Source organism: Pseudomonas sp. FBCC-B545, assembly GCF_059134095.1.
In genome coordinates this window covers 5,651,102-5,664,258 of sequence record NZ_CP101441.1, presented here as the reverse complement: position 1 = coordinate 5,664,258, position 13,157 = coordinate 5,651,102, and the positions used below count along the sequence as shown (strand labels likewise).

Sequence of the window (13,157 nt, the reverse complement as noted above, 5' to 3'; positions counted from 1 at the left end):
TGTGCCGGCCTCATCGGGGGCAAGCCCCCTCCCACATTGGAACGCATTCCAAATGTGGGAGGGGGCTTGCCCCCGATTAGCGGTTTCAGCGACTCAGATACATCCGAGTCGTGAGCAAATACACCGGCAACCCCGACACCAGAATCAACAGTGCTGCATAAGGTGCCGCCGCCGCAAACTCCACATTCGAGGTATGCGCCCACACAGCCGTCGCCAAGGTATTCAGCCCGGTCGGACTGAGCAGCAACGTCGCGGTCAACTCCTTCATCGCATCCAGGAATACCAGTGCAAATGCCGCCCCCAGCGCCGGGAAGATAATCGGCAGCGTCACCCGACAAAACGCACTGAACGACGAAGCGCCCAACGTGCGTGCAGCCTCTTCCAATTGCGGTGCGGCCTTGTTCAGCGCCGTGCGAATCGGTGCCTGGGCCAAGGGCAAGAACAGCAGCGCATAAGCGATCAACAGCAACGCCGAGGTCTGATACAGCACCGGCACATAATGCAGGGCGAAATACACCAGCGTCAGCGCAATCACCAAGCCGGGCAGAGCATGCAATAGATAGGGCAGGCGTTCGGCCCAGGTCGCCAGTTGACCTTTGTAGCGCACCACCAGCAGTCCCACCGGCACCGCCAGCACCAGGCACAGAGCTGCGCCGCCCAGTGACAGTGCCAGGGAGGACAGCAGCGCCTCACCTATCTCTGCCATCGGAAACGCTGCAGATGAGCCTACGGCCAGCCAGTAACCGAGCATCCCCAGGGGAATACCGCTGCCAATGATCGCCAGCCCAAGGCAATACACCTGGCCCAAAGGCGTCCATTTGCCCAGCGGGACCTGTCCGGCATGTCGCGCCGCACCTTGGCCTATGCGCACGTGCCGGCCTTTGCCGCGCACGCGCAACTCCAGCCACAGCAAGGTCAGGCACATTACCAGCAGTACCGCCGAGAGCATCGCGGCATTGGCATTGCTGAATTCCAGTTCGAATTGCTGGTAGATCGCCGTGGTAAAAGTCTGCAGGCCAATGATCGACAACGCGCCGAACTCTACCAGCATGTGCAGGGCGATCAGCAGTGCCCCGGCCAGCAACGACGGCCACAGCAGCGGCAAGGTAATGCGCAGGAACACGCCCCAGCGGTTCAGCCCCAGGGTGCGGGCGGATTCTTCCAGGGACGGGTCAAGGTTGCGCAACGTCGCCGCCACTGGCAGGAATACCAGCGGATACTTGGAGAGGCTCATCACCAGGATCGCGCCGCCGAGTCCTTCGAAGTCGGCGCTCAGCGACACCCAGGTAAAGCTGCTGACAAACGCCGGCACGGCAAATGGCAGGCACAGGATCACGCCCCAGATGCGCCGTCCTGGCAGGTTGCTGCGTTCCAGCAGCCAGGCCAGGGACAGGCCGATCACGCCACAGGTCACGGTCACGCCGACCATCAGTGCAAGAGTGTTGCGCAGCAGGCCAAAGACATACGGCCGCCATAACAGATGCACCGCCTCTGCCCAGCCCGCCTGCCAGGCCTTGAGCCCGACATATGCCAGTGGCAGCAGGCTCAAGCCGACCAGCAACAGCACCGGCAGCAACAGCCAGATCGAGGGGCGTTTGCGCCGGGGGCTGAATGCGCCGGCCGTTAGCGACGGGTTCATCAGTTCAAGCCAACATCACGTTCCAGCTCCAGCGCTTCTTCGGCGTTGCCAAGGTCGGCTGGGGTGACTTTCGGCGGTTGCAGCTCGCTGAAGGGCTTGAGGCCACGATTGGATTCCATACCCTTGCGCAGCGGGTATTCGGCCGAGGTGTTGGTGATCACGCGCTGGCCTTCTTCGCTGGCCATAAAGGCGAGTAACTGCTGGGCTTGCTTGGGATGCTTGCTGGATTTCAGCGCCGCGGCGGAGGACACGGTGATCAGGCCGCCGGCATCGCCATCAGTGAAATAGTGCAGTTGGGAGTCCAGGTTGGTTTTTTCCTTCTTCAGGGCAAACCAGTAGTAGTTGTTCACCAGCACGGTGGCTACCTCGCCGTTTTCCACAGCCTTGAGGGCGACCATATTGTTGCTGTACACCTTGCCGAAGGCGCGCAGGCCGGTCAGCCATTCTTCCGCGGCTTCACGGCCGTGCAGCTTGATGATCGCCACCGCTTGTTCCTGGAACGCGCCGCTGGTGGGTACGAAGCCGACCTTGCCCTGCCACTCGGGGCCGGCGAAGTCCAATACGGACTTGGGCAGGTCTTTTTCAGCAATCAGTTTTGGGTTGAAGGCCACGACGCGGGTGCGGGCGGTCACGCCCATCCAATCGCCGTTACGGCCGACGTAATCCTTGGGTAGTACATCGAGGGTGCTGGCATCGATCTTCGCCAGCAAGCCTTGCTCGCCGAGTTTGTTCAACGGCGGCGATTCTTCGGTATAGATCACGTCGGCAGGGGAGCGGTCACCTTCTTCGACGACTTGGCTGGCCAGCTGATTGCTGCTGCCTTTACGCACGTTAACGTGAATGCCTGTCTTGGCTTCAAAGGCTTTGGCGAGCTCGTCGCCGACTTCCTTGTGTTGGCCGTTGTACAGGGTCAGAGCGATCTTGTCGGCGGAATAGGCGGCGGGCGAGAGCAGGGTCAGGCCGAGCAGGGTGAGGCCCAGGCCGCGCAGAAGGGATGTCTTGAGTCGGTTATCGCGGATCATCATCCGAAGTGTTCCTCGCTATATGCAACAAATCATTGCAAGGATAAACGATAAAACTTCTCAAGTGCGGATGAGGGGGGAAATCACTGGGGAGTTTTTATGGCATCAGAAACGAAAAAACCCGCTTTCGCGGGTTTGATCTGAATTTGGTGCCCAGGAGAAGACTCGAACTTCCACGACCTTGCGATCACCAGCACCTGAAGCTGGCGTGTCTACCAATTTCACCACCTGGGCATTTATCTAACAACGTTGCCGCTGTCGATGGGGCGAACTATACGGCGGGCTTTTTGATCTGTAAACCCCTGATTTGAAAAATATAAATCATTTTTTCCGTTAAAAATCAAAGGCCTGAAACGAAAAAACCCGCTTTCGCGGGTTTGATCTGAATTTGGTGCCCAGGAGAAGACTCGAACTTCCACGACCTTGCGATCACCAGCACCTGAAGCTGGCGTGTCTACCAATTTCACCACCTGGGCATTATCTAACAACGTTGCCGTCGTCGATGGCGCGCACTATACGGAGCGATATTTGCGCTGTAAACCCCTGCCATGAAAAAAGCCTGGAAAATTTCGCCAGTGGTCGTGCAAGGTGCGCGCCGGGGGTCGCAAAAGGCTTTTAAACGCTTGTTGATACCTGAAATTTCCCGTTTCAATACGCGTATGCCAAACTAACCCACATATAGACAAGGTGAAAACTCTCTAATGGCCGATTGGCAGTCCCTCGATCCCGAGGCCGCTCGTGAAGCGGAAAAATATGAAAACCCTATTCCTAGCCGCGAACTGATCCTGGCGCACCTCGCCGATCGTGGTTCGCCTGCTAGCCGCGAGCAGTTGGTCGAAGAATTCGGTCTGACCACCGAAGACCAGCTCGAAGCCCTGCGCCGCCGCCTGCGCGCCATGGAGCGCGACGCGCAACTGATCTACACCCGCCGCGGCACCTACGCACCGGTAGACAAGCTCGACCTGATCCTGGGCCGCATCGCCGGCCACCGTGACGGCTTTGGCTTCCTGATCCCGGACGACGGCAGCGATGACCTGTTCATGAGCCCCGCGCAAATGCGCCTGGTGTTCGACGGCGACCGTGCCCTGGCGCGCGTTTCCGGCCTCGACCGTCGCGGTCGCCGTGAAGGCGTGATCGTCGAAGTGGTGTCTCGTGCCCACGAGTCCATCGTCGGCCGTTACTTCGAAGAAGGCGGCATCGGCTTTGTAGTACCGGATAACCCGAAGGTCCAGCAGGAAGTGCTGATCACGCCAGGCCGCAATGGCGCGGCCAAGGTCGGCCAGTTCGTCGAGGTGAAGATCACCCATTGGCCGACTGCGCGCTTCCAGCCCCAGGGCGATATCGTTGAAGTGGTCGGCAACTACATGGCGCCGGGCATGGAAATCGACGTCGCGCTGCGCACCTACGATATTCCTCACGTCTGGCCTGATGCGGTGCTCAAGGAAGCCGCCAAGCTCAAGCCGGAAGTCGAAGAGAAAGACAAAGAAAAACGCATCGACCTGCGTCATCTGCCGTTCGTCACCATTGACGGCGAAGATGCCCGCGACTTCGACGATGCGGTCTACTGCGAAGCCAAGCCCGGCAAGCTGCGCCTGTTCTCCGGCGGCTGGAAGTTGTTCGTCGCGATTGCCGACGTCTCCAGCTACGTGAAGCTCGGCTCGGCCCTGGATAATGAAGCCCAGGTGCGCGGCAACTCCGTGTACTTCCCTGAGCGCGTGATCCCGATGCTGCCCGAGCAGCTGTCCAACGGCCTGTGCTCCCTGAACCCCAAAGTCGACCGCTTGGCCATGGTGTGCGAGATGACCATCTCGAAAACCGGCGAGATGACCGACTATCAGTTCTACGAAGCGGTGATCCACTCCCAGGCACGCCTGACCTACAACAAGGTCAGCACCATCCTGGAAACACCGAAGACCAGCGAAGCCAAGGCCCTGCGCAGCGAATACGCCGACGTGGTGCCGCACCTCAAGCAGTTGTACGCGCTGTACAAGGTCTTGCTGGGTGCCCGTCATACCCGTGGCGCGATCGATTTTGAAACCCAGGAAACCCGGATTGTCTTCGGTTCCGAGCGCAAGATCGCGGCCATTACCCCGACCACCCGTAACGACGCGCACAAGCTGATCGAGGAATGCATGCTGGCGGCCAACGTGGCCACCGCCGAGTTCCTGAAAAAGCACGAAATTCCAGCGTTGTACCGGGTGCATGACGGCCCGCCACCGGAGCGCCTGGAAAAGCTGCGCGCGTTCCTCGGTGAGCTTGGCCTGTCCCTGCACAAAGGCAAGGACGGCCCGACGCCGAAGGATTACCAGGCTCTGCTGGCGAGCATCAAGGACCGTCCGGATTACCACGTGATCCAGACCGTGATGCTGCGTTCCCTGAGTCAGGCGGTATACAGCGCCGACAACCAGGGCCACTTCGGCTTGAATTACGAGGCGTATACCCACTTCACCTCGCCGATTCGTCGCTACCCTGATTTGCTCACGCACCGGGCTATCCGCAGCGTGATCCACTCCAAGCAGAACACCCCGCACGTCAAGCGCGCCGGTGCCATGACCATTCCGAAGGCACGGATCTATCCGTACGACGAGGCGGCCCTGGAACAGCTGGGCGAGCAGTGCTCCATGAGTGAGCGCCGCGCCGACGAAGCCACCCGCGACGTAGTGAACTGGCTCAAGTGCGAGTTCATGAAGGATCGCGTTGGCGAGACATTCCCGGGTGTGATCACCGCCGTGACCGGTTTTGGCCTGTTCGTCGAGCTGACCGACATCTACGTCGAGGGCCTGGTGCACGTCACCGCCTTGCCGGGTGATTACTACCACTTCGATCCTGTGCATCACCGCCTGGCGGGCGAGCGCACCGGTCGCAGCTTCCGCCTGGGCGATACCGTGGAAGTGCAGGTCATGCGCGTCGACCTCGACGAACGCAAGATCGACTTCGGCATGCCTGACAAGCCCGCAGAGCCGACTGGCCGTAAAAAACGTGGCAACGAAACCGCGGCCCCGGCGGCCAAGGGCAAAGGGGCTCCTGCGAAAACGGCAGTCGCCGAGCCTGCACCGGCCAAGGCCGGCCGTCGCTCTTCTGCCAAGGACAAGGCCCCTGAAGCCTACCGCCCAAGCGATGCCGCGGCGAAAAACGCCGAGCTGCGCAAAAGCCGCGAGTTGAAGCAGCAGTTGCTCAACGAAGCCAAAAGCGGTGGTAAAGCGGCGTCTGGGGGAAAGTCCCAAGGGGCGGAAAAGCCGTCGAGCAAGCCGAGTAAACACCGTAAAGGCCCGCCTAAAGCGGGTTCGGCCCCCGCAAAGAGCGGCGGGTCGCGCAAACCTAAGGCCAAGTCATGAGTCTGGAAAAAATCTACGGCGTGCACGCCGTAGAAGCACTGCTGCGTCATCACCCCAAGCGCGTCAAGCAGGTGTGGTTGGCCGAAGGCCGCAGCGAGCCGCGTGTACAGGCGCTGGTCGAACTGGCTACGCAAAACAAGGTGGCCATCGGCCAGGCCGAGCGTCGTGAAATGGACGTCTGGGTCGAAGGCGTGCACCAGGGCGTGGTGGCGGACGTCAGCCCAAGCCAGGTCTGGGGCGAAGCGATGCTCGACGAGCTGCTCGACCGTACCGAAGGCGCGCCACTGCTGCTGGTGCTGGACGGCGTGACCGACCCGCACAACCTCGGCGCCTGCCTGCGTTCTGCGGACGCCGCCGGTGCGCTGGCGGTGATCGTGCCCAAGGACAAGTCAGCGACCCTGACGCCGGTAGTGCGTAAAGTCGCCTGCGGCGCGGCCGAAGTGATTCCACTGGTGGCTGTGACCAACCTGGCGCGCACCCTGGAGAAACTCCAGCAGCGTGGCTTGTGGGTCGTGGGTACGGCAGGCGAGGCCGAGGTCAGCATCTATGACCAGGACCTTACCGGCCCGACCATCCTGATCATGGGCGCCGAAGGCAAAGGCATGCGTCGCCTGACCCGTGAGCATTGCGATTACCTGGTGCATTTGCCGATGGCCGGTAGCGTCAGCAGCCTGAACGTGTCGGTTGCAACGGGTGTATGCCTGTTTGAAGCCCAGCGCCAGCGCGGCGCCAAGGCTAAGACCAAGAAGTAATCAGGTTTGATGCAGTTCAAAATGTGGGAAGGGGCTTGCCCCCGATAGCGGTAGATCAGTTACAGATGATGTGACTGGCCCATCGCAATCGGGAGCAAGCCCCCTCCCACATTTAATTTTGTGGTGTTTGGGAGATTGTTCAAATAATCACCAATCACCTTGCGCCGCTTCTCCCCCTTCTCTACAATTGCGCCCCTTGCCTTCCTGGCAGGCACGCATGTGCCTCCCCTGCGGCAAGATCCATAAGTGTCATTCACTCCTTGTCTGACCGTTTTTGAGCGGCAGGCTACAACCCGTAAGGAGCATTCATGCGTCATTACGAAATCATCTTTTTGGTCCACCCGGATCAAAGCGAGCAAGTCGGCGGCATGGTTGAGCGTTACACCAAGCTGATCGAAGAAGACGGCGGCAAAATCCACCGTCTGGAAGATTGGGGCCGTCGTCAACTGGCTTACGCAATCAACAATGTTCACAAGGCTCACTACGTGATGCTGAACGTTGAGTGCACTGGCAAGGCCCTGGCCGAGCTGGAAGACAACTTCCGCTACAACGATGCAGTGATCCGTAACCTGGTCATCCGTCGCGAAGAAGCCGTTACCGGCCAATCCGAGATGCTCAAGGCTGAAGAAAACCGCAGTGAGCGCCGTGAGCGTCGCGACCGTCCTGAGCACGAAGGCGCTGATAGCGCTGATAGTGATGACAGCGACAACAGCGATAACGCTGACGAGTAATCCACGGACCTTTTAAGGAGCCTATCAAATGGCACGTTTCTTCCGTCGTCGTAAATTCTGCCGCTTCACCGCTGAAGACGTGAAAGAGATCGATTACAAAGATCTCAACACTCTGAAAGCCTACGTATCCGAGACCGGCAAAATCGTTCCAAGCCGTATCACCGGTACCAAAGCACGTTATCAGCGTCAGCTGGCCACCGCTATCAAGCGCGCCCGCTTCCTGGCCCTGCTGGCCTACACCGACAGCCACGGCCGCTGAGACCGGGCAGTCGACAAGTAGTAAGGGATTGAATGCATGCGCGCCTTAGCTGAGTTCATCATGCGCGGTCGTATGCAGGCCACTCTGGTAGTGGCTGGCTGTGCGGCATTGCCGTTGCTTTATTGGTTGGGTGCTGCCGCGGGTTGCCTTGTGCTGCTGCGGCGCGGTTTGAAGGACGCCCTTGGCGTTCTTGCCCTGGGTTTGTTGCCGGCCATGATCTGGTGGCTGCAAATGGGTGATCCACGGGTACTTCTGGTACTGCTGGGGTCATCGAGCCTTGCGTTGGTTCTGCGCGCAAGTGAGTCCTGGGTCCGCACGCTGCTGGTCAGCGTGGCATTGGGGTTGGTGTACTCAGTGATGCTTGGCGCGGCTTTCCGCCCGCAAATCGAGGCGCTGTCGCAGGAAATCGTCAAGATCCTGCCGCTGGCCCTCGGGGATCTCTACCAGCAGTTGTCGGTAGATGAGCGAGCGCGGTTTGCGTCACTGATTGCCCCGGTCCTGACCGGCCTGATTGCGGCATTGTTGCAGGTCGTCAGCGTGCTGAGCCTGATTCTTGGGCGTTATTGGCAGGCGTTGTTGTACAACCCGGGTGGTTTTGGTCGCGAGTTTCGCAGTATCAGAATCCCAGCGGGGCCGGCGATGTTGCTGCTGGCGTGCATGGTTGTCGGGCCGAACTTCGGCCCACAGATGGCCTTGCTGGCGCCGATTTGCAGCGTACCGCTGGTGTTTGCCGGGCTGGCTCTGATCCATGGGCTGGTTGCGCGCAAGCGCCTGGCCAGGTTTTGGCTGGTGGGGTTGTACGTCACGCTGTTGCTGTTCATGCAGCTGATCTATCCGTTACTCGTGGTCTTGGCCATTGTCGACGGCCTGATTGATTTTCGCGGTCGTCTGGCGTCGAAAGACGCCGATAACGCGAACGGTGAAGGTTAAAAGTTAGAGGATTTTCACATGCAACTGATCCTTCTGGAAAAAGTCGCCAACCTGGGCAACCTGGGCGACAAAGTGAACGTTAAGGCCGGCTACGGTCGTAACTACCTGCTGCCATACGGCAAAGCAACCGCTGCAACCGCTGCCAACCTGGCTGCGTTTGAAGAGCGTCGCGCTGAGCTGGAAAAAGCCGCAGCAGACAAAAAAGCTTCGGCCGAAACTCGCGCTGCCCAACTGGCTGAGCTGGAAGTGACTATCACTGCCACCGCCGGTGACGAAGGCAAGCTGTTCGGTTCGATCGGCACCCACGACATCGCTGATGCACTGACCGCCTCCGGCGTTGAAGTGCAGAAGAGCGAAGTTCGTCTGCCGAACGGCACCATCCGCAACGTAGGCGAATTCGACGTAGCCGTGCACCTGCACGCCGAAGTTGAAGCCACCGTACGCGTTGTCGTGGTAGCAGCTTAAGCCGCACCTAACTGACTGGCACCTCGCGTGTCAGCCGGTTAACATCGGGCACGATCCTGTTTACAGGTCGTGCCTTTTGTTTTTCTACATACCCCCAAATTCCAAGTGGCCATGAACGAAATCTCCGCTCCTGAGCAATACGATCTGCAAACCGCTGTCCTGAAGGTGCCGCCGCATTCCATCGAGGCCGAACAGGCCGTGCTCGGTGGCTTGATGCTGGACAACAACGCCTGGGAACGCGTGCTGGATCAAGTCTCGGACGGCGACTTCTATCGTCATGACCACCGCCTGATCTTCCGCGCCATCGCCAAGCTGGCCGACCAGAACTCACCGATCGACGTGGTGACCCTGGCCGAGCAGTTGGACAAGGAAGGCCAGACCTCCCAGGTTGGCGGCCTGGGCTACCTCGGTGAACTGGCGAAAAACACCCCGTCCGTCGCCAACATCAAGGCCTATGCGCAGATCGTCCGCGAGCGCGCCACCCTGCGCCAGTTGATCGGCATCAGTACTGAAATCGCCGACAGCGCCTTCAACCCCGAAGGCCGTACCGCCGCCGAGATCCTTGACGAAGCCGAGCGCCAGATCTTCCAGATCGCCGAAGCGCGGCCCAAGACCGGTGGCCCGGTCAGTGTCAACGACCTGCTGACCAAGGCCATCGATCGCATCGACACCTTGTTCAACACCGATGCCGCCATTACCGGTATTTCCACCGGCTACACCGACCTCGACGAAAAGACCAGCGGCCTGCAGCCGTCCGACTTGATCATCGTCGCCGGTCGTCCGTCCATGGGTAAGACCACCTTTGCCATGAACCTGGTGGAAAACGCCGTACTGCGCAGCGACAAGGCGGTGCTGGTGTACTCCCTCGAGATGCCAGGCGAATCGCTGATCATGCGTATGCTCTCGTCCCTGGGGCGTATCGACCAGACCAAAGTGCGTTCCGGCCAATTGGAGGACGACGACTGGCCGCGCCTGACCTCGGCGGTCAACCTGCTCAACGACCGCAAGCTGTTCATCGACGACACCGCAGGTATCAGCCCTTCCGAAATGCGTGCGCGTACCCGCCGCCTGGTGCGCGAGCACGGCGACATCGCGCTGATCATGATCGACTACTTGCAGCTGATGCAGATCCCGGGTTCCAGTGGTGACAACCGCACCAACGAGATTTCCGAAATCTCCCGGTCGCTGAAAGCCCTGGCCAAGGAATTCAACTGCCCGGTCGTGGCCCTGTCCCAGCTCAACCGTTCCCTGGAACAACGGCCCAACAAGCGCCCGGTGAACTCCGACTTGCGTGAATCCGGAGCGATCGAGCAGGATGCCGACGTCATCATGTTTGTGTACCGCGACGAGGTGTACCACCCCGAGACCGAGCACAAAGGCATCGCCGAGATCATCATCGGCAAGCAGCGAAACGGCCCCATCGGCTTTATCCGCCTGGCGTTCATCGGTAAGTACACGCGCTTCGAGAACCTGGCGCCGGGCAGCTATAACTTCGACGACGACGAATAACCCGTCTGCTCAATTCCGACCATTACCGTCGGAATTGGTCAAAATTTGTGCTATATTCCGCGCCCGCGATTTTTCATCTCAACACCGGTCACCGTCATGCAAACAGCCAAGCCGTTATTTGACTATCCCAAGTACTGGGCCGAATGTTTCGGTCCTGCGCCATTCCTGCCGATGAGCAGGGAGGAGATGGATCAGCTTGGCTGGGATTCGTGCGACATCATCATCGTCACCGGTGATGCCTACGTTGACCATCCGTCGTTCGGCATGGCAATCATCGGCCGGCTGCTGGAGGCCCAGGGCTTCCGCGTCGGGATCATTGCCCAGCCGAACTGGCAGTCCAAAGACGATTTCATGAAGCTCGGCGAGCCGAACCTGTTCTTCGGTGTCGCGGCCGGCAACATGGACTCGATGATCAACCGCTACACCGCCGACAAGAAAATTCGCTCCGACGACGCCTACACCCCCGGTGGCATGGCCGGCAAACGCCCGGACCGCGCCAGTCTGGTGTACAGCCAGCGTTGCAAGGAAGCCTACAAGAACGTTCCGATCGTACTGGGCGGCATCGAAGCCTCCCTGCGCCGCATCGCCCACTATGACTACTGGCAGGACCGTGTGCGCAACTCGATCCTGATCGACGCCGCCGCCGATATCCTGCTGTACGGCAACGCCGAGCGCGCGATCGTCGAGGTGGCCCAGCGCCTGTCGTGGGGCCACAAGATCGAAGACATCACCGATGTGCGCGGCACCGCGTTCATTCGCCGCGACACGCCGGCGGGCTGGTACGAAGTGGACTCCACGCGCATCGATCGCCCGGGCAAGGTCGACAAGATCATCAACCCGTACGTCAACACCCAGGACACCCAGGCCTGCGCCATCGAGCAGGAAAAGGGGCCGGTGGACGATCCGGAAGAAGCCAAGGTCGTGCAGATCCTGGCCAGCCCGCGCATGACCCGCGACAAGACCGTGATCCGCCTGCCGTCGGTGGAAAAAGTCCGTGGTGACGCGGTGCTCTACGCCCACGCCAATCGCGTGCTGCACCTGGAAACCAACCCAGGCAACGCCCGCGCCTTGGTGCAGAAGCATGGGGAAGTGGACGTGTGGTTCAACCCGCCGCCCATCCCGATGACCACCGAAGAAATGGACTACGTGTTCGGCATGCCTTACGCCCGCGTACCGCACCCGGCGTACGGCAAGGAGAAAATCCCGGCCTACGACATGATCCGCTTCTCGGTGAACATCATGCGTGGCTGCTTCGGCGGCTGCACCTTCTGCTCGATCACCGAGCACGAAGGCCGCATTATCCAGAACCGTTCCGAAGAGTCGATCATCCGCGAGATCGAAGAGATCCGCGACAAGGTCCCAGGTTTCACCGGTGTGATTTCCGACCTCGGCGGCCCGACCGCGAACATGTACCGCATCGCCTGCAAGAGCCCGGAAATCGAATCCGCGTGCCGCAAGCCATCCTGCGTGTTCCCTGGCATCTGCCCGAACCTGAACACCGACCACTCTTCGTTGATCCAGCTGTATCGCAGCGCCCGTGCGTTGCCGGGTGTGAAGAAGATCCTGATCGCTTCCGGCCTGCGCTACGACCTGGCCGTCGAGTCGCCTGAGTATGTGAAAGAGCTGGTGACCCACCACGTGGGTGGCTACTTGAAGATCGCCCCGGAACACACCGAGGAAGGTCCGCTCAACCAGATGATGAAGCCGGGCATTGGCAGCTATGACAAGTTCAAGCGCATGTTCGAGAAGTACACCAAGGAAGCGGGCAAGGAGCAGTACCTGATCCCGTACTTCATCGCCGCCCACCCAGGCACCACCGATGAAGACATGATGAACCTGGCCCTGTGGCTCAAGGGCAACGGCTTCCGTGCCGACCAGGTGCAGGCGTTCTACCCCTCGCCAATGGCCACAGCCACGGCGATGTACCACTCGGGCAAGAACCCGCTGCGCAAGGTCACCTACAAGAGCGACGCGGTGACCATCGTCAAGAGCGAAGAACAGCGCCGTCTGCACAAGGCGTTCCTGCGCTACCACGACCCGAAGGGCTGGCCGATGCTGCGTGAAGCGCTGACCCGCATGGGCCGTGCCGACCTGATCGGGCCGGGCAAGGACCAGTTGATCCCGCTGCACCAGCCAGCTACCGACAGCTACCAGAGCGCCCGTCGCAAGAACTCGACGCCGGCCGGCAGCCACAAGGTCGCCAAGGAAACCACGACCAGAATACTCACCCAGCACACCGGCCTGCCACCCCGTGGCAGCGACGGCAGCAACCCGTGGGACAAACGTGAGCAAGCCAAGGCAGCGGCCCAGGCGCGTAACAAGCAAGCGGCGAAGGAGCGCACCGATGCGGCCAAGGGCAAAGGCGGCAAGCCTGCGCGCAAACCGGTGGTGCCGCGTTGATCGCTGCCTGAACCTACAAAACGCCAGCCTCGTGCTGGCGTTTTGCTTTCTGGTCGGTGGTGAGTCTGTTTGGTAAGGTGGCGCCCATTAGATCGCTATCGGGGGCAAGCCCCCT

At 60.3% G+C, this 13,157-nt stretch carries 10 protein-coding genes and 2 tRNA genes; 8 read left to right on the top strand and 4 right to left on the bottom strand.

The features are described from left to right. Positions 1 to 85 precede the first annotated feature (85 nt). From NMB39_RS26130 to NMB39_RS26115, 4 genes are all read right to left on the bottom strand, one after another. Complete coding sequence (locus NMB39_RS26130; RefSeq protein ID WP_057023426.1) at positions 86 to 1,639, bottom strand: ABC transporter permease; 1,554 nt, start codon at positions 1,637 to 1,639, stop codon at positions 86 to 88. Continuing rightward, the gene (locus NMB39_RS26125; RefSeq protein ID WP_198719904.1) at positions 1,639 to 2,664 is read right to left on the bottom strand and encodes an extracellular solute-binding protein; all 1,026 of its coding nucleotides are present in this window, start codon (positions 2,662 to 2,664) and stop codon (positions 1,639 to 1,641) included. The genes NMB39_RS26130 and NMB39_RS26125 overlap by 1 nt, the downstream gene beginning before the upstream one ends. A 144-nt stretch (positions 2,665 to 2,808) precedes the next feature. Next, positions 2,809 to 2,895 (bottom strand) — tRNA-Leu (locus NMB39_RS26120). 155 nt (positions 2,896 to 3,050) lie between these two features. Beyond that, positions 3,051 to 3,137 (bottom strand) — tRNA-Leu (locus NMB39_RS26115). A 225-nt stretch (positions 3,138 to 3,362) separates the two neighbouring features. On the opposite strand from NMB39_RS26115, the gene rnr reads away from it, so the two are divergent. From rnr to NMB39_RS26075, 8 genes are all read left to right on the top strand, one after another. After that, on the top strand, positions 3,363 to 5,996 hold the full coding sequence (gene rnr / locus NMB39_RS26110; protein WP_306956927.1) for a ribonuclease R: 2,634 nt from the start codon (positions 3,363 to 3,365) through the stop codon (positions 5,994 to 5,996). Then, on the top strand, positions 5,993 to 6,748 hold the full coding sequence (gene rlmB, locus NMB39_RS26105) for a 23S rRNA (guanosine(2251)-2'-O)-methyltransferase RlmB (protein WP_005784248.1): 756 nt from the start codon (positions 5,993 to 5,995) through the stop codon (positions 6,746 to 6,748). Before rnr ends, rlmB begins: the two co-directional genes overlap by 4 nt. Positions 6,749 to 7,056: 308 nt before the next feature. Beyond that, a complete protein-coding gene (rpsF, locus tag NMB39_RS26100; RefSeq protein WP_003236224.1) occupies positions 7,057 to 7,479 on the top strand; it encodes a 30S ribosomal protein S6 in 423 nt (140 codons plus the stop codon). A 28-nt stretch (positions 7,480 to 7,507) separates the two neighbouring features. After that, the gene (rpsR, locus tag NMB39_RS26095) at positions 7,508 to 7,738 is read left to right on the top strand and encodes a 30S ribosomal protein S18 (protein WP_002551829.1); all 231 of its coding nucleotides are present in this window, start codon (positions 7,508 to 7,510) and stop codon (positions 7,736 to 7,738) included. Between the two features lie 36 nt (positions 7,739 to 7,774). Beyond that, the gene (locus NMB39_RS26090) at positions 7,775 to 8,668 is read left to right on the top strand and encodes a hypothetical protein (RefSeq protein ID WP_494339875.1); all 894 of its coding nucleotides are present in this window, start codon (positions 7,775 to 7,777) and stop codon (positions 8,666 to 8,668) included. A gap of 18 nt (positions 8,669 to 8,686) precedes the next feature. After that, positions 8,687 to 9,133 (top strand): 50S ribosomal protein L9, encoded by a 447-nt coding sequence (gene rplI / locus NMB39_RS26085; RefSeq protein WP_003171376.1) that lies wholly within the window; start codon positions 8,687 to 8,689, stop codon positions 9,131 to 9,133. Between the two features lie 111 nt (positions 9,134 to 9,244). Then, complete coding sequence (gene dnaB, locus NMB39_RS26080; RefSeq protein ID WP_494339876.1) at positions 9,245 to 10,642, top strand: replicative DNA helicase; 1,398 nt, start codon at positions 9,245 to 9,247, stop codon at positions 10,640 to 10,642. Between the two features lie 96 nt (positions 10,643 to 10,738). Continuing rightward, positions 10,739 to 13,042 carry a YgiQ family radical SAM protein gene (locus NMB39_RS26075; RefSeq protein ID WP_057023422.1) on the top strand — a complete coding sequence of 768 codons (2,304 nt, stop codon included), beginning with the start codon at positions 10,739 to 10,741 and terminating at the stop codon, positions 13,040 to 13,042. The last annotated feature ends 115 nt before the right edge of the window (positions 13,043 to 13,157 follow it).

Bases quoted from the DNA above. Each gene is read 5' to 3' on its own strand.
- NMB39_RS26090 (WP_494339875.1), top strand. From the start codon at position 7,775: ATGCGCGCCTTAGCTGAGTTCATCATGCGCGGTCGTATGCAGGCCACT.
- dnaB (WP_494339876.1), top strand. From the start codon at position 9,245: ATGAACGAAATCTCCGCTCCTGAGCAATACGATCTGCAAACCGCTGTC.
- rpsF (WP_003236224.1), top strand. From the start codon at position 7,057: ATGCGTCATTACGAAATCATCTTTTTGGTCCACCCGGATCAAAGCGAG.
- rpsR (WP_002551829.1), top strand. From the start codon at position 7,508: ATGGCACGTTTCTTCCGTCGTCGTAAATTCTGCCGCTTCACCGCTGAA.
- rnr (WP_306956927.1), top strand. From the start codon at position 3,363: ATGGCCGATTGGCAGTCCCTCGATCCCGAGGCCGCTCGTGAAGCGGAA.
- NMB39_RS26130 (WP_057023426.1), bottom strand. From the start codon at position 1,639: ATGAACCCGTCGCTAACGGCCGGCGCATTCAGCCCCCGGCGCAAACGC.
- NMB39_RS26075 (WP_057023422.1), top strand. From the start codon at position 10,739: ATGCAAACAGCCAAGCCGTTATTTGACTATCCCAAGTACTGGGCCGAA.
- rlmB (WP_005784248.1), top strand. From the start codon at position 5,993: ATGAGTCTGGAAAAAATCTACGGCGTGCACGCCGTAGAAGCACTGCTG.
- rplI (WP_003171376.1), top strand. From the start codon at position 8,687: ATGCAACTGATCCTTCTGGAAAAAGTCGCCAACCTGGGCAACCTGGGC.
- NMB39_RS26125 (WP_198719904.1), bottom strand. From the start codon at position 2,664: ATGATGATCCGCGATAACCGACTCAAGACATCCCTTCTGCGCGGCCTG.